Origin of the sequence: Thermofilum adornatum (genome assembly GCF_000446015.1) — an archaeon.
Classification (GTDB): domain Archaea; phylum Thermoproteota; class Thermoprotei; order Thermofilales; family Thermofilaceae; genus Thermofilum; species Thermofilum adornatum.
In genome coordinates this window covers 1,045,273-1,068,191 of the sequence record NC_022093.1, presented here as the reverse complement: position 1 = coordinate 1,068,191, position 22,919 = coordinate 1,045,273, and the positions used below count along the sequence as shown (strand labels likewise).

20 protein-coding genes are annotated in these 22,919 nt (G+C 44.8%); 8 read left to right on the top strand and 12 right to left on the bottom strand.

The window, feature by feature from the left end:
• Positions 1 to 48 precede the first annotated feature (48 nt).
• Complete coding sequence (locus tag N186_RS05825; protein ID WP_020962850.1) at positions 49 to 1,275, top strand: nicotinate phosphoribosyltransferase; 1,227 nt, start codon at positions 49 to 51, stop codon at positions 1,273 to 1,275.
• On the opposite strand, the gene N186_RS05820 is transcribed toward N186_RS05825, so the two are convergent.
• Positions 1,272 to 1,736, bottom strand: coding sequence for a GIY-YIG nuclease family protein (locus tag N186_RS05820; protein ID WP_148682102.1), 465 nt, complete (start codon positions 1,734 to 1,736; stop codon positions 1,272 to 1,274). The two genes, N186_RS05825 and N186_RS05820, sit on opposite strands and share 4 nt — an antisense overlap.
• Before the next feature lie 86 nt (positions 1,737 to 1,822).
• Between N186_RS05820 and N186_RS05815 the strand changes: the two genes are divergently transcribed.
• Together N186_RS05815 and N186_RS05810 are read left to right on the top strand one after the other, a co-directional pair.
• Positions 1,823 to 3,541, top strand: coding sequence for a 2-oxoacid:acceptor oxidoreductase subunit alpha (locus N186_RS05815; protein ID WP_020962848.1), 1,719 nt, complete (start codon positions 1,823 to 1,825; stop codon positions 3,539 to 3,541).
• A gap of 4 nt (positions 3,542 to 3,545) precedes the next feature.
• Complete coding sequence (locus tag N186_RS05810) at positions 3,546 to 4,388, top strand: thiamine pyrophosphate-dependent enzyme (protein ID WP_020962847.1); 843 nt, start codon at positions 3,546 to 3,548, stop codon at positions 4,386 to 4,388.
• Positions 4,389 to 4,392: 4 nt separating this feature from the next.
• Here N186_RS05810 and N186_RS05805 read toward each other — a convergent pair whose 3' ends face one another.
• From N186_RS05805 to twy1, 3 genes are read right to left on the bottom strand one after another with little or no spacing between them, the layout of a single operon-like run.
• Positions 4,393 to 5,085: a hypothetical protein gene (locus N186_RS05805; RefSeq protein WP_020962846.1), complete on the bottom strand. Its 693-nt coding sequence runs from the start codon at positions 5,083 to 5,085 to the stop codon at positions 4,393 to 4,395.
• Positions 5,086 to 5,123: 38 nt separating this feature from the next.
• The gene (locus tag N186_RS05800; RefSeq protein WP_020962845.1) at positions 5,124 to 5,867 is read right to left on the bottom strand and encodes an endonuclease NucS domain-containing protein; all 744 of its coding nucleotides are present in this window, start codon (positions 5,865 to 5,867) and stop codon (positions 5,124 to 5,126) included.
• Between the two features lie 18 nt (positions 5,868 to 5,885).
• Positions 5,886 to 6,950 carry a 4-demethylwyosine synthase TYW1 gene (gene twy1, locus N186_RS05795; protein ID WP_020962844.1) on the bottom strand — a complete coding sequence of 355 codons (1,065 nt, stop codon included), beginning with the start codon at positions 6,948 to 6,950 and terminating at the stop codon, positions 5,886 to 5,888.
• A 141-nt stretch (positions 6,951 to 7,091) separates the two neighbouring features.
• On the opposite strand from twy1, the gene N186_RS05790 reads away from it, so the two are divergent.
• Entirely contained in the window at positions 7,092 to 8,933 is a 1,842-nt protein-coding gene (locus N186_RS05790) for an MFS transporter (protein ID WP_020962843.1), read from the top strand.
• Between the two features lie 19 nt (positions 8,934 to 8,952).
• Here N186_RS05790 and N186_RS05785 read toward each other — a convergent pair whose 3' ends face one another.
• From N186_RS05785 to asnS, 4 genes are all read right to left on the bottom strand, one after another.
• Positions 8,953 to 9,753, bottom strand: coding sequence for an anaerobic ribonucleoside-triphosphate reductase activating protein (locus tag N186_RS05785; protein ID WP_020962842.1), 801 nt, complete (start codon positions 9,751 to 9,753; stop codon positions 8,953 to 8,955).
• The gene (feoB, locus tag N186_RS05780; RefSeq protein WP_020962841.1) at positions 9,753 to 11,840 is read right to left on the bottom strand and encodes a ferrous iron transport protein B; all 2,088 of its coding nucleotides are present in this window, start codon (positions 11,838 to 11,840) and stop codon (positions 9,753 to 9,755) included. Before feoB ends, N186_RS05785 begins: the two co-directional genes overlap by 1 nt.
• The gene (locus N186_RS05775; RefSeq protein WP_240366722.1) at positions 11,833 to 12,078 is read right to left on the bottom strand and encodes a FeoA family protein; all 246 of its coding nucleotides are present in this window, start codon (positions 12,076 to 12,078) and stop codon (positions 11,833 to 11,835) included. Before N186_RS05775 ends, feoB begins: the two co-directional genes overlap by 8 nt.
• Before the next feature lie 73 nt (positions 12,079 to 12,151).
• On the bottom strand, positions 12,152 to 13,447 hold the full coding sequence (asnS, locus tag N186_RS05770; RefSeq protein ID WP_052885668.1) for an asparagine--tRNA ligase: 1,296 nt from the start codon (positions 13,445 to 13,447) through the stop codon (positions 12,152 to 12,154).
• Here asnS and N186_RS05765 point away from each other — a divergent pair.
• A complete protein-coding gene (locus tag N186_RS05765; protein WP_052885533.1) occupies positions 13,437 to 14,093 on the top strand; it encodes a methyltransferase in 657 nt (218 codons plus the stop codon). The two genes, asnS and N186_RS05765, sit on opposite strands and share 11 nt — an antisense overlap.
• Here the strand turns inward: N186_RS05765 and N186_RS05760 are convergent.
• On the bottom strand, positions 14,083 to 16,314 hold the full coding sequence (locus N186_RS05760; protein ID WP_148682099.1) for a DEAD/DEAH box helicase: 2,232 nt from the start codon (positions 16,312 to 16,314) through the stop codon (positions 14,083 to 14,085). The genes N186_RS05765 and N186_RS05760 overlap by 11 nt on opposite strands.
• A gap of 81 nt (positions 16,315 to 16,395) precedes the next feature.
• On the opposite strand from N186_RS05760, the gene N186_RS05755 reads away from it, so the two are divergent.
• A complete protein-coding gene (locus N186_RS05755; protein WP_020962836.1) occupies positions 16,396 to 17,100 on the top strand; it encodes an MBL fold metallo-hydrolase in 705 nt (234 codons plus the stop codon).
• Here the strand turns inward: N186_RS05755 and N186_RS05750 are convergent.
• The gene (locus tag N186_RS05750) at positions 17,097 to 18,269 is read right to left on the bottom strand and encodes a site-2 protease family protein (RefSeq protein ID WP_020962835.1); all 1,173 of its coding nucleotides are present in this window, start codon (positions 18,267 to 18,269) and stop codon (positions 17,097 to 17,099) included. The two genes, N186_RS05755 and N186_RS05750, sit on opposite strands and share 4 nt — an antisense overlap.
• 986 nt (positions 18,270 to 19,255) lie before the next feature.
• Positions 19,256 to 20,626 (bottom strand): hypothetical protein, encoded by a 1,371-nt coding sequence (locus N186_RS05740; protein ID WP_148682098.1) that lies wholly within the window; start codon positions 20,624 to 20,626, stop codon positions 19,256 to 19,258.
• A gap of 270 nt (positions 20,627 to 20,896) precedes the next feature.
• Between N186_RS05740 and N186_RS09730 the strand changes: the two genes are divergently transcribed.
• Both N186_RS09730 and N186_RS05735 read left to right on the top strand, forming a co-directional pair.
• Positions 20,897 to 21,043, top strand: a complete 147-nt coding sequence (locus tag N186_RS09730; protein ID WP_020962830.1) for a hypothetical protein — start codon at positions 20,897 to 20,899, stop codon at positions 21,041 to 21,043.
• A 22-nt stretch (positions 21,044 to 21,065) separates the two neighbouring features.
• Complete coding sequence (locus tag N186_RS05735; RefSeq protein ID WP_020962829.1) at positions 21,066 to 21,542, top strand: hypothetical protein; 477 nt, start codon at positions 21,066 to 21,068, stop codon at positions 21,540 to 21,542.
• An 11-nt stretch (positions 21,543 to 21,553) separates the two neighbouring features.
• Here N186_RS05735 and N186_RS05730 read toward each other — a convergent pair whose 3' ends face one another.
• Entirely contained in the window at positions 21,554 to 22,879 is a 1,326-nt protein-coding gene (locus N186_RS05730; protein WP_020962828.1) for a RuvB-like helicase, read from the bottom strand.
• Between the last annotated feature and the right edge of the window lie 40 nt (positions 22,880 to 22,919).

The following is a 22,919-nucleotide window of genomic DNA, read 5'->3' as shown; positions in this document are numbered from 1 at the left end:
AAAGATTTAAGTGAAGGGTTGCCTCTATTTCACTTTGTGAATGGAAAGATGTCTGGATGGGATGAGAGATTTATTTATGCAACTTTTGACGAGGTTAGAAGCGGGCTAACTACCGACGTATATTTTTCAAGGACGAGAAAGGTTCTAGAAAAATATGGTCTACTTGATACAGTTGTCCACATGGAGGTGACTACTAGTAAGTTGCCTAATGACTATGAGTGGGGAGTTTATGCTGGGCTACGTGAAGTTCTAAAGCTACTGGAAGGTAGAAATGTCACGGTGAGGTCTCTCCCCGAGGGTACAATTTTCCACGCAAAGGATTTCTACGGCTACAAAGTTCCTGTATTGACAGTTGAGGGTCCCTATGGCGAATTCTTGGAGCTTGAAACGCCATTGCTGGGCTTTCTTGCCTCTGCTTCTGGCATAGCAACAAAGGCGGCTCGCGTTAAGAGGGCTGCCGGGGAAAAACTAGTATTGTCGTTTGGAGCTAGAAGACAGCATCCCGCGCTTGCACCCTTTATCGAATATTATGCATATGTTGGTGGTGCAGACGCTGTTTCAGCGATTCTTGGAGCAGAGGCTTTGGGAATAAGGGCTACGGGGACGATGCCGCATAGTCTCCTAATTATATTTCGCGGTGTTTATGGAGACCACACGCTTGCATGGAAAGCCTACGACGAGGTGATAGAGAAGGACGTCAACAGAGTAGCACTAGTAGACACTTTTTACGACGAAACAGAAGAAGCACTCGTGGCGGCTAAACTATTGGGTCCAAAACTTTGGGGGGTAAGGCTAGACACTCCGGGTAGCAGGAGGGGAAATTTCGAGGAAATAATTAGAGAGGTCCGATGGAAGCTTGACATAAATGGCTACAATCACGTAAAGATAGTTGTTTCAGGTGGTATAGATGAAGAAAATATCCCTGCGCTTGCCAGGGCTGGGGCAGACGCCTTTGGAGTTGGAGCCGCTATCTCTACCGCCCAGCCAGTAGATTTCGCTATGGATATCACGGCTATGAAGATTAAAGGTGAATGGAGACCTATAGCTAAGAGAGGGAAACTCTCGGGTCGAAAACAAGTATATCGCTGTGATGAATGCCTGGCTGATGTTGTTGCTCCAAGTGATACACAAGCTCCCAGGTGCCCCAAGTGTGGCAAACCCATGCGGCCGCTCCTTGAGACATATATTGAGGATGGAAAGCGCGTAAAAAAAGTCGAAGATCCACACAGCGTGAGAAAATACGTATTGGAACAGCTTAAGAAGGTAGAACTCTAGATAGAGACTGACATCACTACAGGTAAAAGTCCTGCCTCTTTAAAGCTAGTTATCGCTGTTTGTAAACATTTTTCCAATTCGCTGTTGCATCTTAGAAGATGTGAGAAGCATTTATATTTGCAATCTGAGGAGCCGAAACCTCTTGCTATGTGTGTAGCTCCAAGCCTCTCAAGAACAGGAACCAAAACGCACTCCGGCTTTTCCGTCTCAGCGTAAACTACATGTGTAACAATAGATGCTTGGTTGGTCAAGAGATAGTCTATGTGCCAGTGAAGCTTTTTCGCTCCTCTAAGGTGCCTGTTTATCCTTGCTCTTAGCCCTCCAGGACCTTTGGCTGACCCAACATAATAATATATTCCTCTGGGTATCATCCACTCCTTTCCAGTTTTTAAATAAATTTTTACGTCTTCCATGACATTTATCATTAACAAATATATGCCCCTACGATTCGGTATAGACATCTTGATTGTTATATTTGGAGAAAAATATTTATTATTTTGCAAGAAGTTTTTAGCTAGGACTTTACATAGTTAAAGCTGGGATTAGTGTGGAAACTTCAAAAAATTTAAGTGTCTTGATAGCGGGACCAGCTGGCGCAGGAATTTTCAGCTCGAGCGTAACCCTTGGAAAGATGTTTCTTCGTCACGGCTTGAATGTTTTCATTACAAATGAATACCCATCTTTGATCAGGGGTGGACACCAGTGGGCACAAGTTAGAGCCTCTCTTGAGGAAACAGTGTTTTCGCACCAGAAAAAAGTGGACATTGTTTTAGCTTTGGATAAGCCTTCTATTGAGAAACACACTGCTAGCCTTAAAACGAATGGAATCATTATTTGTGATGAAGAAGATGCCAGTAGCTTGGCGAAAAATAATGTACAAATAAGGGCCTTTCCCCTAAGGAAAATAATAAAGGAAATGAATGCGCCCAGCGTAGCTATAAACTCTATCGGGCTAGGAATAATTGTAGGGATTCTCAATGGAAATATAGAGATAGCAGAGAAGCTTTACGATGAGCAATTTAGAGGCAAAAAAGAGACTGCAGATCTCAACAAACAGCTTTTCAAAATGGGCTATGAGTACGGTAAAGAATTGAGCAACAGCTTTCAAGGCTACAAGCTACCTCAACAAGCGATATATTCAGGTAAAGAGAAAAGGCTCCTGATAGATGGCAATACTGCAGTTGCTCTCGGAGCGTTATCAGCTGGATTAACATTCTTCGCATCCTATCCCATGACCCCCGCCTCCCCTATCCTGCATTTCTTGGCAGAGATCCAGAAAGAGGTTGGAATAGTTGTTTTTCAGCCCGAAAGCGAGATTGCCGCTATCAATATGGCTATTGGTGCGGCTTATGCGGGTGCAAGGTCTATGGTTGCGACAAGCGGCGGAGGCTTCTCGTTGATGGTTGAAGCATTAGGACAGGCGGCAATGACAGAGACACCGATACTTATAGTCGAGGTGCAGAGACCGGGTCCCTCAACAGGACTCCCAACGCACACGGCGCAGGGAGACCTAAGATTTGTGATTCATGCATCCCAGGGAGAATTCCCGAGGGTAGTGCTAGCGCCTGGCGACCCATATCAAGCATACGTGTTAGCCAACAGGGGACTTAACATTGCTTGGAAATACCAGGTCCCCGTAATTCTATTGTCAGACAAGTATCTTGGAGAAAGCTACTGGACGGTACCAGACTTTCCAGAGTTGGGCATAGAGGAGCCGAAAATCTCCAGAGAAAATGTAGGGGGGTTCTTTCCAAGATATAAGATAACAGAGGACGGTGTTTCCCCCTTGGTTTTCCCAGGAACACCTGGATCCCTCGTCTATGCAAATACAAGTGAACACGACGAGTATGGATTTGGCACGATAGAGCCTTCAAAGGTAAAGGAGATGCAGGACAAAAGATTGAGAAAATATAGACTCCTCCGCGAGGAGGCAGAAAAACATGGCATTGAAACCATTGGGGATGGAGACATTGTTGTTGTGACTTGGGGATCCACAAAACAAGTTGTGCTCGAGGCTCTAAAGGGTGTAAGCGGGGTAAAACTTGTCCAAGTGATTTGGATGGAGCCCTTCCCAAAGAATAAATTACTCTCTGAAATTAAAGATAAAAGGCTTTTAGTTATCGAGAATAACTCTACTGGGCAACTTGCTTCTCTTATTAGGGAGAACCTATTCAGGGAGCCTGATGGCTTGCTCTTGAAATATGATGGGCGCCAGTTTTTCCCAGAAGACATCCAGCTCTGGATAAACTCTTATCTCGAGAGGTGAGAGCATGGATCCATCCATCTTTGATACAGGAAAAAGACCTGTCTGGTGTCCAGGATGTGGTAACTATTCTATCCTCTTAGCGCTTAGAAAGGCACTTGCAGAGCTAGAAATTAACCCTGAAAGAGTGATGATTGTCACAGGTATTGGTTGCCATGGACGCATGAGCGAATACATGAAAACTAACACTTTTCATACTATTCATGGACGTGTATTGCCTCTGGCTACGGGCATCAAGCTCGCCAACCCGGATCTCCTCGTGATAGGCCATAGCGGCGATGGAGACGCCTATGCAATCGGTATGGGGCATTTCCCCCACGCTGCTAGACGCAACATAGACATCAAGCTTATTGTGCACGACAACATGATATTCGGGCTTACTACGGGACAGGTTACCCCGACGACTCCTATAGGCGTTAAAACACGTTCTACGCCTTTTGGTAACTTTGAACAGCCATTAAACCCCATTTTGCTCGCGCTTGCAAGTGGCGCAACGTTTGTTGCACGAGGGTTTAGCGGAGAAGTCGAACACTTAAAGGAGTTATTTAAAGAGGCAATAAAGCATCGTGGATTCGCCTTTATCGATGTGTTACAGCCATGTGTAACCTTCTACAATACCTATACTATTCTCCGGCAAAAGGTCTACAAGCTTGAGGACACTGGACATGACCCTACAGACTTTGAAAGAGCCGTTAAGCTTGCCTCTGAAACCGAAAGGATACCTATAGGAATATTCTACCGCATAAATAGGCCGATTCTGGAGGACGCCTTCCTACACGCTATGAATCCTCCTCCTGCCCTTAGACAAAAGCCCGCAGATATAAGAAAGATTCTGGAAAGGTTCAGGTAGAGAGCTAGCCAGGGGGCTCAGCTAGCGGGATTATTTTTTCAACTATGTATGAAACAAACTCGCTCTGAGAGAGCTGTGTATAAGCAATGACTATTCCTGAGGCGCTTATCCCGAATACACCGACTTCGTCGCGGTATAGGATGTATTTTATCTTTATGCTTTTTTCTTTCTCGCCTCTAGGTAGAACTGATGCCAGGTTTCTGCCAAAATATACCGTGGTTTTTATTTCTTCCTCACTGCTTGTGCTCTCATAAACTATCTGTTTCACTTCAACGTTTTCTGACCTGTAGATTTTGCTTAGAGCCTGTGAGGGTATAACTAACCTGTATATCACGTCTGGTTTTTTAAACAATTCTTCAGACAATATGTCTGCCAGTTTTTCTGCTTCCTTTTTTCTAGAAAAAACTACTAGATAGAGATCGGCGCCGACTTGTATGAAGCTAAGCGGAGTTCTTCTCGTCACTGGTAGTTTTAATATATCTTCATTTATCTTGACTGCTGAAACGAAGGAGTCGGAAACAATTAATGAAAGAGAATTTTGGCTTTTTTCCATGTTTTCGATCTTTAGGCCTAGCTGAAACTTTTTTCCAAGAAATTCTATCTCCGACCTAAATAGAGAGAACTTGCTGAGCTGACTGGCCAGCTTCTCCAGGTCAGCATCTGTGTCTACGCCAAATAAAGTTGCTGGATATGCCACTGTCTGCCCTCTATTTTTTGTTTTTCTAAATAATTAAGCTAACTGGTAAAAAAGCTTGGAAGACTGCGTTTCTGTTTTAAGATTTTTCTAGCATGTTGGAGGCTTACTTCTCGGTATTCCAGCCCTTCTCTTTTTAGAGCCACTAGTGCAGACTGGGTAAATCTTGGAGCTACGAGAATTGCTCGGATTGATACGTTTGATCCTCCCTCCTTTCTTATTTTGTCTACGTATCTTTTAAGTTGATAAACAGCTGAAACATCTGCCGTCTTCTTCTTAACCTCTACTACTACTAGGTTTCCGTTTATGTCCCTGAAAACTATGTCCGCATATCCGGCCGAGCCCAGCGAGAACTCGGAGCCGACGAGTTGAAGCTCTTCTCCCAGCATTCCTGCGGGGTCAAGTATGATTGCTTGTTTCAAGTCTTCTTCGTCGCCCCACATTTGGAACTCGGCTTGGTCTTCTAGCCTAGAAGAGTAAAAATGTTTGAGTTCTTTTATTTCGATGACCATTTTCTCGTGGATTCTGGGCCTCAGTATATTTAGTTTAATAATTCCTCTATCATCTTCTATCGTGACAATACTTCCAGGGGGCTGATAGTTTACAGGCTCGTATCCAAATGGTCTATGAACTATGACTGCACCATCCTCTTTTATTATGATTATTCTTTCTCCTTCACTGAGCTTGGAGGATGCTCTCCCCTCATAGAAGATACTACACTTCGCAATAAGAATCACAGTTTCTTTTCTGTACAGAGCTTGCCGGAGCTTTTCGATCATTGCCATTTAATGAGACTCTTCTCTCTAGTAATATAAAAGCTTATAGCCGTGCTCCTCCATCGTAAAGTCTTCTACTTTGCTTTTCCAGTTCTCGTCGAGCCTAGAGACCTTCTGTTTCCATTCCTCAACCATCTTTAGATTTGTTTCCCATGCTTCTTCATCGCGAACAAGCATGACTACCCTGCTTTTATCATCTTTCACTTTAATCTTGTACCCAGTTATTTCCTGGATCTTCTCCGCAAATTTTTCTAGCTCGTCTAGAGTAGGCATAGCTGTTATAGGTAATCTCTTCTGGCTTTCTCCTACCCATGTATATCCCTTGAGTTCTACAAACATGGGATTAGCTTTTTTGATAAGAGACGCGTACCCCTCTGGTTCAACCATATTGAGGTCTCGAACCATCGTGAGTCTAATAACTGTCCTGCTCTTCTTAAATTGATCTAACAATTCGAGGCTGGTCAAAACGTTTTCCCATGCATTTGGAATCTTTGGGTCGGCTGTGGCCTGGAATACTTCCTTATTTGGACCGTATAGGCTAAGATAGAGGTTTGTTGGGTGGGCGTCTTTCTTCAACATTTCTTTGAGCCGCATTGGAATAGAGCCATTTGTTACGAGAAACGTTGTAAAGTTTCTTTCATTTATCCTCTTGATGAGGTCTGGAAGCTTTGGGTAGAGAAGTGGTTCTCCGTCGAGGCTTATCGTGAAATGTCTGGGGAACATTGCTTCAAGAAACCTCTCTTTGGTAACCTTTGGGTTGCCCTTGAAGCCTATCAATAGAAGCCTCTGTGCAATAATTGAGCCATTGATTATGTCTTCTGGTTCGTCCCACCTCCAGCCATTGGGGATCTTGAATCGCCCTGGAAGATGCATCCTCCAGCAGAACTTACATGCAAAATCGCAGAAATTAAGGACAGGGGTCATTTGGAGGCATCTATGGCTCTGTATACCGTACCAGCTTTTGTAGCAAAGTCTCTCCCCTCTAATTGCAGACCTAGTCCATCTGCAGATAGCTACGGCGCTGTGGTTTCCCACTAGCTTGTAGCCTGCCCTTAGATATCGTGCAACTTCCATTCTTTGTGTAGACTCCATTACTCTCTTTTACCTAGATGTTCTGCATTAATAAAACCTTTTTGTCGAAAAATGATTCTATAAGGATATCACTCTTTATAGAGAATATAGAAAAATAGATTTATATAGAAAAACATGAGAGTCAGATTAGGGGGCTAGGCCTTGAGCAAGGAAAACATTGCGATACTCATTGTGTTACTAACAGAAATACTTATAGGTACGGCGACTGGAGTACAAAGAACTATTCTCAGCGTTTCCTCTCAAAAATCACTTGGAGAGATAAGTTTCCTTTTTCCAATAATTTCCTTCGGTTTTTTTAAAGCTTCCTTTGATCTCATGGCTGGTTTCTATGCAAATAAGAGGGGCAGGAAGAGCTCCCTTACACTTGGAACAGTTATCTATCTATTCGGCTCCATACTAATAGCTGTACTACCACCTCCATTTAATTTCCTAGCTGGAAACATGTTTATCGGGGCAGGAGAAGGATTAGTTTTTGCAACGAGTGCTATAGCTATTAGAGACATCCTTGGACTTGAACGTTCATCTCTTAGTTTCGGGTACATTGAGAGTGCTTGTTATTTTGGATACTCTATAGGAGCATTTGCAGGTGGTCTAGTATTCAACTCTGGCGGACTAGGAGCAAGCCTACTTGTCATTGTTGTATCTGCAATTTTTGGTCTTCTGGCTGCGCTAAACTCGCATGAGACACAAAAATACACTGAAATCGAGAAGAAAAAATACTCAATGAACATAAGGACAGGAGAGACAATAAAAATGCTTCTAAGAAATCCTAGTACTCTTGCAGCACTTATCGCTGCACACATGACTAAAGTTGCTGACACAGTTGTGTGGGGAGTTGTCCCATTGTACATGGTCCGCAGAGGCATGGAAGTTTACCAGGCAGGATTTGCACAGTCTATTCTTCTCATTGTGTGGTCTGCAACTATGCCGTTCTGGAGTTCGCTCTCAGACAGAGTTGGTAGACGCGTAATAGCGACACTAGGCCTAATGCTTGACGCTTTTCTGCTTATAGCTTTGCCGAGTGCTCAAAGATTTCCAGAGATACTCCTGATAGTACTCGTTATGGGTTTAAGCTATGCAATGTTTTACCCAGTTCTTCCCTCTCCAATAGCAGATCTGACGCCACCGGCTGAGAGAGAAATAGCTATTGGCTTTTATAGAATGATTAGAGACTCTGGGTATGCGACTGGAGCTCTACTGGGAACATTGTTCTTGTCAATATCTCCCTCATCCCTCGAAGAAGTGTTTATTAACTTTGGAAGCATTCTAGCTATAACAGCTGCAGGCTTCTCAATAATATTCCGCGAAACTAGACCCACATGGCCTTTCCTGGACCTGACAATTAAACATGTTGAAGTAATACGTGGAATACTGGATTATCAGCATAAAATGGTTGAAGCGGCATTTAGAGGCGACCTTTCTGGAGTAACTGAGGGGATTGGAAAAATAAAAGAAATGGAGAGAGAGGCCGACAAGATTAAGAGAGAAATCATATGGAAGATCTACTCGGGGGTTTTCCCGCAGTCCAGCAGGATGGATTTTGAAAGACTTGTCGAAGAAATAGATAAAGTCGCTGGCGCGATAATTGAGTGCAACGAGCGATTCCTCTGGATAAAATTCACCGACAAAATACAGGTGCTTAAGCCTGTCTTGCTTGAAATGGTTGATAATACTCGTGAATTAGCGGATAAACTAATTGAAAACTTACGTATGCTTAGTCTATCTCCCCTCTACGCCGTGAGGGCCACCATGGATATAGATGTTGGCGAAAGGAAAGTTGACGAGTTAAGGATAAAAGCAATATACTTGATTAGAGAAATGCTTGATAAGGGAGAAATAGATCTACTGAGCGCCCTCAACATGATGGAGATAGTGAACCTTCTAGAGCTCACGAGCGACGACTTCCAAGACGCGGCAGACATTATCAGGATCATTTCCTATAAGCATGCCGCTATCCCACCTGAACGCATCACGATGCAGTAAGCAAAAAATTGAAAACAACTTATCGTATTCTTACGTTTCCGTCCTCAATGGTTCTATACCATATTTCTACGTTGTCCGGAAACACTTTTGCTACTCTCTCAGCGGTTTGCTTGACTAGTTCTCGTGGAGTCTTCTTTTTATTTCTATATTCATCCGGGACGCCCTCATAGGGTATGAACTGTTGAACCACATATGCTATTCTCGGAACCTTCAGGTCTAGATTTGCAAGTTCTCTCGAAATCGTTTCTATGTCGCTTGGAGAGAGGAGGTCTGGCACGAGTAGAGTACGAAGCTCCAAAAACTCGGTGTTTTGAGAAGTCAGCATGATACCTTCCCTAACCCTTTCTACAATTTTCTCGGCTATTTTTGTTTGCAGGCCTGCTACCCTAGCGTATAGTGCCGCGACGCTGAGCGGGGCCTTAACATCTATAGCAACGTGGTCGATTTTTACATGTGAAAATATGTATTGGAGAGCTTCTGGGAGAGACGCGTTGGTGTCCAAGCTTAGTTTGAGGCCCGTTTCCTCCTTTATTTTGAGGTAGAGAGTTACTAGGCTTCTGTACTGCAGGGTTGGCTCGCCCCCCGTGACGTGGAAATAGTCTACAAAGTTTCTTGCTTCCCGTACATGTGAGACTATTTCTCCTATGGGTACTACTTTTTTCTCGTATCCTCTAGCGAGCCTGCTATTGCTACACCATGGACACTTGAAATTACAGTAGGACAGCCACAGCGTAAAAGAGACACTCTCTAATACATCTACAAGGCTTGTTTCTTTCCATCCACCAATTATTAACTGCGAGCCAGAGGGTTGGATATGCATCATGGCATCAATAAGGTAAAAATTTTGAAAGCTATAAAAGCTGATACATAGGCCAAGAATAGCTCTGTCAGTATGAGTAAAACAGTGTACTTAGCGCTTTTTACCTGGGAATAGAAGGCGCTAAGAGTTGCAACGCAGGGAGTGTATAAGTTGATGAAAAGCATAAAGGAAACTATTTGGGGCAACGTAATGTTTAACGTAGCTAGAGCGACTTGCGGAGTATCCTTCCCAGTGGCAATCAACAGTGTCGAAGCTATGCTTTCCTTAGCTAGGAAGCCGCTTAGAAGAGAAAGAGCCACCTCCCATCTATCAAGCCCGATGGGCGTCAAGATAGGTGTGATAAGGTTGCTTATACTGTATGCATATGATCCCTCGACGCTTGAAACGATCCCGCTTGGTCCGAGCATTAGTAGAAGAGACATTAATGTTGAAATAGCAAAAATTATTATGCCCGCCTTTTTAAGAAAATGTAGCGTATTGTCCCAAGCATACCACCATATCACCCTTAGACTTGGAAGATGATACGGTGGCAACTCGATAATAAGCTGTGGTTCTTCTCGTGTCTTTTCCATGTACCGGCTTATAAGGTATCCTAGAATGCCGACAAGGATAAACGAATACAGATAGATGAAGAGAAGAAGCAGACCTGCTATAACCGGGTTGGGTATAAGAGATAATAGCATTAAGAGAACTACTAGTCTTGCCTGGCACGGAATGAGGGGGGCCAGAAAGGATGCCAAGAATTTTTCTCTGTCAGTACTAAGTATTTTTGTCCCCATCACTGCGGGGACGTTGCATCCAAATCCCAAGAGGAGAGGCATTAGAGCTTTTCCTGAGAGGCCAAACTTTACCATGGTTTCGTGGTAAACAGCGGCAAGCCTTGACATAATTCCTGTGTCCTCTAGAAAGCCGAAAGCGATAAACACCAAGAAAATTAACGGCAGAAAAGATAGTACCGCCCCCACGCCGGCAAAGGCTCCATCCACAATTATGGAGATAAGCCAGTCAGGTAGTTGTAGCGCTATTAGAAACGTTCTAAGTTGCTCGCTTAATACATTAAATGCAAATGCCACGATACCACTCAAACTATAGTTTTCCAAAAATTCTGCAACTGCGCTTAGTCCCAGCGCCTCTGCGATTTGTTTTATTGGAAAACCAGTATTTACGGTAAGTACAAGCCCTATAAGAAAAGCCAAAATAATGAAAAGTGTAAGCTGGCCTATCAGCGGTTTAAGAAGAATATTGTCTAGTTTCTCGGTTAGTGGCGGCGTGGCAAGCTTACCCTTGTAGATGACTTGGTCGATAACCTTTGAAATAAATTCATAGCGACTACTCGCTACAATAAGGTCTGGGCTTTTTCCAAATTGCTCCATTATTTGTTTTCTACTCTTTAGGGCCTCACTGTAGAGTTCTGGACACTTCTCCTGCATAATGGCGTCAATATGCTTGTCTCCCTCCACTAGCTTCAGAGCTAGCCATCTTCTAGGAAAAATGGAACTCGCCTCGCAGGATTCTAGTGTTTTCTCGAAGTGAGATATGTAATAGTCTATTATCCCATAAGATAGACTGGGACCTCTAACATGATAGGTGCCGCGAGCAACATTTATTATTGCTTCTATTGCCTCATGCAGACCAGAACGATGAAGAGCGGACACAGCGACTACGGGTACTCCGAGCAGGCTGGAAAGTTTTTCGATGTGGATATGTATACCCATTTTTTCTGCCACATCTATCTTGTTTACCAAGATAACTATGCGACTCGTTAGTTCAAGCGCTTGGACAGCCAGATACAGGGTTGTCTCCAGCGCGATAGCATTTACAACTACCACTACTACATCTGGTTTCTCGTGTATAATGTAGTCTCTAGCTATTTCCTCCTCCTCTGATTGAGCACTTAAACTATAGGTGCCTGGAAGATCAACGATCCTTATTTTTATCCCATGGTGTTCAAGCTCCCCCTCGTAGCGGTCGACAGTTTTTCCAGGCCAGTTCCCCACGAACCTATGTGCACCTACAAGAGTATTGAAAAGAGTGCTTTTCCCAACATTAGGGGCACCCAAGAGTGCAACCCTGACAACATTATTCATGGCTTAACACCTCGACTATAACCTTCATAGCTAGACCTTTACCTATGGCTATTCTTGTCCCATTTTTCTCTAAAACCGTTGGCCCAGCACTGTTAAAAACAACCTTTACCTCTGATCCTGGAACTATCCCCATCTCGTATAGACGCCTAATGCTGCCATAACCTCCACTTACATCTATGACTTTTACTATGCTACCAGGAGGAACATATGCCAGAGCAGTTCTTTTTGACATCGTCATTAGTAATACCAATAATCAAAAATTCCCAAGAATTTAAACATTTTTTATTCTAAAGAAGACAACAAAGAAGAAACTATGGATACGTTCTGGACACTGTTCTCGGGAAAGGCAAAGAATCAACTATATGTTCTAGCCCAGCTATCCAAGTGACTAGCCTATCCATCCCCAATCCAAACCCGGCGTGAGGAACAGAGCCGTATCTCCTCAGGTCAAGATACCACTCATAGTCCCGTGGATTAAGACCAAAAGATTTGATCTTCTCTACTAGTTCTTCTAGTTTTTCTATTCTTTCACCACCACCAATGATTTCCCCGTATCCTTCAGGTGCCAGAAGGTCTGCCGAGAGCGTTACTTCTGGACGCGATGGGTCGTTTTTGTGATAGAATGCCTTGGCTTGAACGGGAAAGCCGTAGAGGAAAAATGGCCTGTCAAACTCCTCGGTGAGTGCACGCTCTTCGTCTGCCCCCAAGTCGTCTCCCCAAGAAACTTTGAATCCTTTGCCTTGCAGTATCTCTATGGCCTTGTCATAGCTTAGCCTTGGAAATGGAGGCTCAACATTCCTGAGGATCTCGGTCTTTCTGCCCAGTAATTCTAGGTCTTCAGCGTTTTTCTCTAGGACCCTCCTGACTATGTGGGCTACGAGTTCTTCTTCCACTTTCATTATGCCTTCCAGGTTTGTCCAAGCTACTTCGGCTTCTGCGTGCCAAAACTCTGTTAGGTGTCTCCGGGTACGAGACTTCTCAGCCCTGAAGGATGGAGCCACTGTGTACACTTTTTCTAGGCTGAAGATAAGCGCCTCTAGATAGAACTGTGAAGACTGTGTCAAATACACTGTGCTTCCATCCACGTATTTGACGGGGAAGAGGGTTGCTCCACCTTCTACAGCAGCAGATACAAACATTGGTCCCTGAACCTCGTAGTACCCGTTGGCCCTGAACCATTCGTGGAGAGCTTCGAAAACAGTGTTCCTTATCTTTAGCACCGAGGTCATTTTCCTGCTTCTGACTGCAAGGTGCCTAACCTCTAGGAGAAATTCTCTAGAGGCATCCCGCCTTATGGGAAAGTTTTCAGCAAGGTGAACGATTTCGAGCTTTTTTCCCTGTATCTCTTTTCCTCCTGGAGCACGTGGGTCATCCTTTAATGTCCCCTCAACCACGAGTGAGGATTCCACGGTTACCTTTCTAGCGTCTGGGTGGCTCGGCGAATCTGGCGTAAAGACTGCCTGTATTATTCCCGTTGAGTCTCTCACAACGATAAATGCTTTGTCGCCTAGGTCTCGCCTCCGATAAGCCCATCCGCGAACCTTTACAGTTGAGCCCGCCGGAAGTTTTAATGCCTCCTTCACCGGAATAATATCTGTGGCCTGCATCGCGATTCCACCAGACACAGTTACTGGGAGACTAATGCTTACAGTTACAAAAACTTTGCTGAGATTTTATCTTGTACGCCACAAAAATTGGATATTTTTCAGGGGAAATAGGCTCTATGTTCCTTCAGGTTGCTTTACCCCCGCTGGTACGATTACTTCAGATCTTTTCTCAATGGTTTTGGCGAGGATACAAATGGAAGAGCCATGGGCAGAGATTGGGTGCGGATCTGGACAGCTCTCACTGCTCGTTGCAAAGAGGGGGATATATGTTGTGGGGTCAGACATAGATGAGAAATGCTTGAGGGCAATGAAGGTAAATTCCAGAGCTAACAAGGTGGACGGCTACATAGATGTTGTTCTTTGTGATGCTGCCTCGTGCCTGAGGAGAAACGCATTTAACCTTGTTTTCACGAACCCGCCCTATTTTCCCATGGAGGCGGAAAAACCTGTAGACGTTTCGATTTTGGCAGGTAGAGATTTACGGATATTGAAGAGGTTTCTCTTGGATTCATTAAGGATTTCCAAGAAGAGTGTTCCCGTGCTTTTTTCTGTTAGCAGCCTCACGGGCTTAAAAATAGGACAGCCTGTCTTATGTCGATGTCTACCTCTCGAGAGAATATGCATAAATATTGTGGCTAAACGATAGGTCTTCCAGTCCTCTGCACTGGTTTTCTCAAGATTTTTAGGGAGAGAACTTCTTTTAGAACAGATTCTGCCTTTCTCCTGCTGAGCATCTGGTTATTGTTTCCACAGTAGGGGGAGTAAATGCACCTTGGGCAACCATCTTCGCAATTACATTTAGAGACAATGTTGTATGCCCGTTTAAGGGCTTCTTCTAGCTTGTAGAACAGCTGTTTGGTGACTCCTGACCCTCCCGGGAATGAGTCGTAGATGTAGATTTGTCCTGTCGGGAAACTTATCCCGCCCATGTCTGTCTGTGATGCGCCAACAATCATCTGACCCGCAAAAATTAGTGCATGCTCTATTGCGTGGAATGCCTCGGCGTTTTGGATATCTGTCCATTCCTGCTTGGGTGGAAACTCTAAGAGTATCCCTTTGGTTTTAAAGGAATATGTAAGTTCGTCCTCCAAGAGTTTCTGTGAAACGACTTGTCCCTCGGGGAAAGTCTTGGTTACGTAGCCGTAGACGTGGTCTTCGATTGTTAGGTCGAGATACCTTACATGAATCCCCATGACCTCTCTTTCGAGGTATACTTTCCCGTCGTATGGATAGGTGTAGTATAAGGGAGAAGTGGTTACAGGAGGCATTTTTACGGGAAGAAGCTTTACGACTGCTTTCCCCTTCTTGATCCCCAGCGATATGTACGGCGTCCCGGCGTGGAGATATATGGCTCCTGGGAAAAGCTCTTTGATTGCCTGGGGATATTCCCTGTACCCGAGGACTTTCCCCGTCTCTGTGACTATTTTAATCTGTTCGCCTACTCCTCGAATATTTTCCCGAGAACGGAGAAATCTTAGACCCTTCAGCGTGGGTTGGTAATACCCGTTGATGTCCTTTTTGAGATAGCCTTCCTCTTCCATCCTTTTACAGACCACCCGTTCAAATGTTGTTAATTCTTCAAGTTTGAAGGGCGAATCCAGAGACATGGCTACCAAGTGTACACGTACCACTTCCTCGTTTGCTGGGTCAAGGAATACTGGGTCGGAGACCTGTGTATAGAATTCCTGGGGGTTCCTTTCATAGTAGCTACTTATTGGGTCGTCTCCAAGAATCAGGAAGACGTATCCGGTTTTCCCTCTTCTGCCCACTCTTCCAGCTCTCTGGAGGTACTTGCTATATGTTGGTGGAATATTATGCATGATGACGGCGTCTAGCTCACCTATGTCGATGCCTAGTTCTAGTGTTGGCGTTGCGACTACTGCGTCTATTTCTCCTTTTTTGAGTTTCTCTTCTACCCTCTTTCTGTGCTCTGGTAGAAGCCCTGCCCTGTGAACCTCTACCTTGACGCCTGCCTGCTTCGCAAGAAGCGATACGCTTTCAGCCACTTTATGGCTGTCCACGAAAAGAAGTGTTTTAAGTTTCCTCGAAGATAGTAACTGTAACAAGTAGATTGATTCTGCTAGCTTAGACCTCAACACGGGCCTCAGCATGACGTGGTAGATCGGAGCTCTCCTCGTAGCCCCTGCACTGACAATTGTATAGTTTTCTCCCAGAATTTTTTCTGCAAACTCCTCGGGGTTCCCTATAGTAGCAGATGACGCGACCAAAACTGGCTCGTTTTTAACGATTCTTTTGAGACGCCTCAAGATGTAGTATACATGCGCGCCGAAAACGCCGCTGTAAATGTGTGCATCGTCGAGGACAATGTATTTTGTTTCTTGGAGAAATTCCTGTAGGAAGCCTGCTTTCCTCAAGGAGATGTGGAGCATGTCTGGGTTAGTTATCAATATTTTGGGAGGATATGATTGCAGGTTTTCCCTTTCCCTATCTGGCGTGTCGCCGTCATAGACACCCACCCTGAATCCAAAAACTGCACTGGTGTAGTACTGGATTCTCTCTACTTGGTCCCGTGCTAGTGCCTTTGTTGGGTATACAAGTACTGCGCGTGTGTTTGGCTCCTTTAGTAGGTCTTCGATTATAGGAATGAGGAATGCCTCAGTTTTTCCCGTGCCTGTACCCGATATTATAAGCGTGTTTTTACCGTTGCGTATAGCATTTATGGCTTCCTCTTGGAATTTGTAAAGATTTTCTATGCCTCTTTTCTTTAGCGCCTCCAATAAGTAGCTGTCAGAAACTGTCTTCTCAACAGGGCCGCCGAGCGCGGGCTCTCGTGGAGGCTCAAAGTGAACATAGACTACCTTATGTCTATTCTCAATCGATATTTCTCTCAGCACTTCGTCCTGCATCTCCAAGGTTCAGATCCAAAATTTTATTGCCAGAGCTGAAAAATATTTTTACTAGCAGATAGATGGAGAGAAGGCATATAGATGAGTGAAAAGAATCCAGAGGTACCAAGAGAAGTCTCCCTTAAGGTCTTAGTAGACGATATCCCCTCTGTAGAGGGGGTAGTCCCAGCGCATGGCCTATCCATTCTGGTCGAAGCTTCCCTTGACAGAGAAAAGAAGAGGATACTTTTCGATACTGGCCCGTCAAAGAAAATTTTGGAGTATAACGTGGGGGTTCTAGGTGAACATACCCGCGTAGATATTATTGTAGGATCCATCCATTTATCTCATCACATTGGCTGTATAGATGAATATGCAGAGAGAACCATAATCTTGAGGCCTCCCCTACCGTTAAGGTATAAAGACGGAACAAGACTCGAAGAGATACGGTTTCTGCCGGGCTTCTATCTTGTGAAAACTTCTTCTCCGTGGGGTGAGCAGGGACTACTGATACCAACTGAGAAGGGATACATTCTCCTTGCTGGATGCAGTGTGCATGGATTCAAGGAGACTTTTGGATGGCTATTCTCGAGTAACCTGAGAATTTTTGGTGTTGTTGGGGGACTTGGAGTCAGCTCGAGGGACATGTATAATTTGGGCTTTTTGAAGAGACTCTCTAAGAAGGGGGTCGAGCTTATTTTTCCGCTCCACTCTGTGAGCCTCGAGGCAAGGAGAAAGTTGATGAAACTCAATAGGTTCCCGGTAGATTTTGAGGTACCTGGAGAGGGCTCTGAAATCTCGATTTAAGGCCTGAAAGGCAGCCAATATCCGGCGGAGTATAATATGTTTGCTACCAGGATGCCTGCGAGGTAGATGCTTAGCGCGAGAGATATATTCCTAGCAGTGTTTTTTGGCAAAACTTTCTCGAGGGCTGCCATCAGCATTCTACCGCCGTCGAGTGGAAAAATTGGCATCACGTTGATAATGGCTACACTTGAGGTTACCACGAGAAGCCACCAAGACGATTTATACATCCACTCATTGGTATAGGCTTGCTGTATCGTTACGCCTAGAAAACCTCTCGAGCTGTTGTAAGGACTTTTGTCTAGGGTCAAGGTAAGGTTAAGAGGTCTCCCGTTCCTAATTATTGTTAGATGAATTGTTTCGTTTGGCTTGAAGTTGCCAAGAATCCTTGAAAAATCATCCAAAGTATTAGTAGGTATATTGTTTATCGCTATTATTATGTCTCCCTGCGTCAAATGACCGTAGGCAGGATAGCTGGAATTTACATACACAATTTTTACGCCTGCCGGGTTTGGCGCTAATGGCGAAGCGAACAGCAAGGAAAATACCCCTAAAAACACGAGAAAAGTTAAAATGTTGGCGAAGCTTCCAGCGGCGAAAACTCTAAGCTGTGTCCCCAGAGGCTTCTTTGCAAGCTCCTCCTCGTCTATCTCGGCGAACCCGCCTGGAAGGATAAAGAAAAGGAATACGCCTGCAGACTTTACTTTTATGTCTTCGCTGGAGGCATGGAAGGCATGCGCCAATTCGTGTGGTATGAGTGTTATTGCTATGGCTAGGAGGAAATATGGAAGCTCGTCTAAGCCCACCGTGATTCCTGGCAGGATAGGGGCTACGGGGCTAGCAGTTGAGGGGGCAACTTTCCAGAGCTGTAGATTCATGTGGAAAAAGTATATGCCGTAAGCGGCCATCGGGATAGAAGACAATATTGCAATGTTTCCAAGAACCTTGAATAGTCTTGCATGTCTTTTTCCGAAGTTCTCGATAAACTCATTAAGTTTAGTCGTCTTGACTAGAATTGCGCCTCCTTCAACATCTATCTCTATGCTTTGGAAACGCTTCTTTTTAGCGAGCAAGAATGCAATGACGTAGAGTAAAGCGGTAAAAGACACGACAGCTATCAGGCTGTACAATATCTCCTCATTTATGCTCATATGCCACAGTGCACTCGCCATTTGTTACCCCGCCTTATCGCAGGGTTATGTGTTTATAGGTTTTGCTCCGGAGGGTGCGGGTAGGAAGCTGAGCAACTTGATTCGTCTTGGTGGCTCTGCCTTAATTCCTAGTACTAGCACATATAATTGAAAATTTAAAAATATTTACAAAAATATATACTTAACTTTAATATTAGACAAATTAATATTTACGAGGATGATTGCAAGTATAGATTAGATGTGGTTGCCCAGAAATAGAACACATGTTGTCCAGAGGTTGCAGTCTCAATGTAATCATTCTCATAAGAGCTGTAGGTATTCGCTTTCATTATTACTGCAAAGTCTGGGTAGCTCACAGCATCCATCCATGCTAAGCCTCCCATTTGATAAAATTGGTTTGAGCTGAAGCTTGTTAAGTCCCATTTCCATATAGCCTGCTTCGCCACGCTTACACCGTATTTGGCGCTGTAATAATAATTGATGTCTGTATCCCAAGCGCGCGCTCGACAGGTTAAAATCGAAAACCACTTCCTGGTCAGTCTGAGCGGTAGCTACCTTTATCCCAAGCAAATTGTAGACTTCCAAAATAGTGGCATGCTCAGTAGAATTTTGCGCACCCACCATTGATAGAAAAGAAATAATGACAGCAAAAGTCAACATTGCTACGATTTTTTGGAAATTTTTTGTAATGATTTATCCATGGTTGTTCAATTATATAATAAACGAAGGTGGTATATATATCGCCAATCATTTCCTTAGTGAAAATAATATATAAGACACACGCTCTGCCCCAGAAACACATAAAAATCCCGTATGTAAATCCTGGTAAAACAGAAACACTATAGAAAATTGTCCAGAACAACGGCTCTATATTCCTGAAAAACCTTAACCTTTACCCCATAGATCTTTTGCAAGTTGTCCTCCGTAGGAACCTCCTCCGACCTACCCATAGCATAGACCCGTCCACCCTTAAGCGCCACAACCTTGTCCGCGTACCTATAGACCTCTTATCCTGTCCGTTGCAGAATAGATGTGTCGGCTCTGAAGTAGAACACCTGTTCCCCAGAGCTTGCAATATCTGCAATACCTCTAGTGGCTAGATAAGCATTTGCCTTAATTATTACCTTGAAAAACAGGGGATTTACAGATTCCATCCATACCAGGCCTGCCATTGCATAGTATTGATTACTACTATAGCTCGTCAAGCCCCACTTCCATATAGCCTGCCACTTCACATATCCACCATATTTGGCACTATAATATGAATTGTAATTCGTTTCCCAAGTCACCTGCGGGTTAATATCCTGGGTAAAGCTGAGACCCGGCGGGTACGAGAAGGTAATAGTGACCTGCCCATCGTTTCCCTGTCCAGTTGGAGATATATAGGTGACTCTCTGGTCACTATATGTATCTGTCCGTGCATCCAGTATTGCGGCATTCGGCTCAATATTCCACAATCCAGCTATTTTTACTGGCGGGCTGTAACCATTTAAGCCGCGCTCCCCGTGGTAGTAGAGCATGATCTCCCACAAGTACGTGCCGTAGGACGGGTCATAGGTGTCCTGGCCCCATCCGGCCACGACCCCGAAGTCTGTTTCACCGGCGGTAACCCCATTCTTACCAGAAAAGGTGATCACATCGCTAAAATATGATCCTATGTACACCCATGTTGGTGATACGTAGAGCATAGGTCTCCATGTGCCTGCTCTGTTTTCTAGCCTTGTTTGCTGTTGTTGCTGTTTTTCTAGGGATTTTTTGACGAGTAGTGGGGCGATTTTTGGCAGGTCGCTTTTTGCTTTCAGTGTGGTGACGGTGTACTCCATGGCTAGTTTTCCTCCCTTTGTTGATATACCCCTCACGAGAACCATGTTGTGGCCGCAGCCTGGGTATAGGTAGCCGTTTTCCTCGACCATTGGTAGGAAGGCGAAGGGGTCGCTTGGCTCATCCTTTTCGCCGAGCCTTACTGGCTTGACTATGCCAGAGAAGAGTACTCTGAGGGCGTCGATGCCCGGCTCGGCCACGGCCAGAAGCCTGGAGCCATTGACCAGTGCTACGACGAGCCCCGGATCCCTGGACAGCTCGCCCAAAGCGTCCCATCCGACAACTACTAGGTCTTTTCCAACGGCCTCCCAGGCACGGGACACAGGCACAACACTAAAGTCCCTCGCCACAAAAGCAGACCTAACACCCTCCACAAAGCCAGAATCACTACTAATAACAGCAACCCTCAAGTCGACAATAAGAGGGGCCGTTTGCCCAAGTACACCTGTCTCTCCGCCACTGCCAGCACTGTTCTTAGAGAGAAGAAAGCTTGGGACAAGGGACAAGAATAGGAGTAAAACTATAGAGGCTATAATCACCTTTTTCCACTTCTGCATTTCTATCATGTCTATAATCTGAAAAACTTGTATATATATATATCTATCGCTATGTGTGGGACTCTATATGTCACATGCACATCTCTTTTGCATATAAAAGCTCCTCAGCAGAAAGAGCTGTGTCTCATGGTCAGAGCGACAGATTATCGGCACGTAGCATTGCTTACAGCGGCACATTAACTCATAATACGCCCGCCTTACAGTAGCACTTAGAATCATGGCATTGCCGCTTCGTGTCGACAATGCCGATACATTAAGAACATGGTTGATATGAATGCGAAATGCAGATATTCTTTTTTCAAATTTGAGAGAAACAAGCAGGGTATAGACATAGAAGTCGAGCTTGTGTTTGACCCGCCCCGGACGCTTGACAGGATAAAGCCCGAGCTCAGAAAACGGCCTAGGTATTTAGACTGATGCACACGCTAGGCTTAAATTTATGAGTGAAAATTATGAGAGGGTCGACATGACTGGCCGTGATGCTGGCGAAAACTTAAATGAAGAACACGTATACACGTTGGCGATCCTAGCTCCTGGAATCATTTCGTCTATATTTGTCTTCATCCCAATCGAGAACTATTTGTCAGCATATATCGTGCCGTCAACTTTTATCTGGTACAGGCTTTGGCGCGCGGCCCTCATCGCTCTCCTTCTTTGGATTGTTTCTGGATTTATTTACTCGGAAAAGCGTTACTCTTGGAAGATGTTTTTCCTCGGGAGCGCAGTAACGTTCATGGTGTTTCATTACTGGTTTTTGTGGAGCATCAATATGGTTATACCTGTTAGGCTCTATCCGTTGTTCTACTTTGTAGGGGATAACAGCCCCTATGTGTTGGATATGGGGCAAGTTGTAGGGCTTATTACACTCTACGCTTTTAGGGGAGAAATCCTTGGCTCTCTGAAAAATAGACGTTGAAAATAGCGGTGCTATTTAAGCATCTTTTCTTCAAGCTCTTGGAGATATTTTGCTGACTCCTTTGTACTTATAAACAGCTTTGAGGCTTGCTGTACTTCTTCAACCGTCACGGTTGTCTTGCCCTTCTGCTCTGCTAGTATCTTGCTTGGTGCTAATAACTGGGAAGCATAGCGCAGACTTCGCTCTGAGCCGAGCTTTACGAGTTCTTCTAGTGCTGTGTCCTCTAGCTCCACGCCTTCTTCTTTGGCTCTTATCTTTAGTATTTCTCTTATCTCGTCTGGGGTATACGGCTGTGTCTTTATAATGAGCAACCTGTCTAGCAGGTCTAGCGGCATGCCGTGGGGGCTCTCTATGTCTGTGCCCCTGATCCTCGTGTAGCCCCTGTTTGTTGCAAGGATGATTATTGGGCTTAGTTCGCTCTCCATTGCTCTCGAGAGGAAACTGAACGCCTCGATGTCCAGCATGTGTGCGTCGTCGATAAAGAGGATTCCGGGAATTAGTTCAGCTCTTCCATTTTCAACCCATTCCTTTACTGTTTTGTCTACCTTTGCCCTAACATCGGGGGGTATCTCCTTGTATTCTGGGGCTCCAAAGAACAGCGAAATTATGCTCTCGCTCCGGCTTTGCATCTCGTCGAGATCATGGAGAGTAAGGGTGTATACGAACTCTTTCTCCTTGTATATTGGGCCTTTAGGCATATCTACGAGTTCGCTCGCCCCTACATCGTATTCGCCGTAGCCTTTTACTCTACCAGCCCTGGTGACGCGGCCAGTTTCCTCGTCAATCCATATTACGTCTCCCTCGCTTACACCTCTTTGCAGGAGCTGATATACTATATTAGAGTCAACTTTCAAAGTGCGGGTCTCTTTGTCAGTCTTGAGTGTTATGATGCCTCCAACAGGTATCTGCTGGTAGGGGTTGAGGGGATGCCTGTCAAACTTATATTCGATTTTTTCCACGACGCCTTCGTAGACCCATCTTCTCTCACGTATTCTTACACCTATGGATTTCCTCATTGCTTGCATGAGCACCTCGGTCTTCTTGAGCTCAGCAGAGTATATTTCGCTCCCGGTGAGCGCCATTAAAGGCGTCTCGGGGCCGAGCTCGCGTGCGATGGCAACGGCAAGCGCGGTTTTTCCTGTTCCTGGAGGTCCCACAAAGAGGATTGCTCTTCCAGCCATTTTCCCTTTCTTGATCAACTGGACAACTAGCCATGCTGCACGTCTAGCCTCTATTTGTCCCACTAGCCCGTCGGCGACTGGCTGTGGCTCATTGTTCCTGATGCCGAGCCCCCGTATGTGGCTGTGAACCCCAACTCTTTCGGACGCCTTTATCATCAAAAGGTTTTTATAGAAGCGAAAATTTAAACCTTTTTAG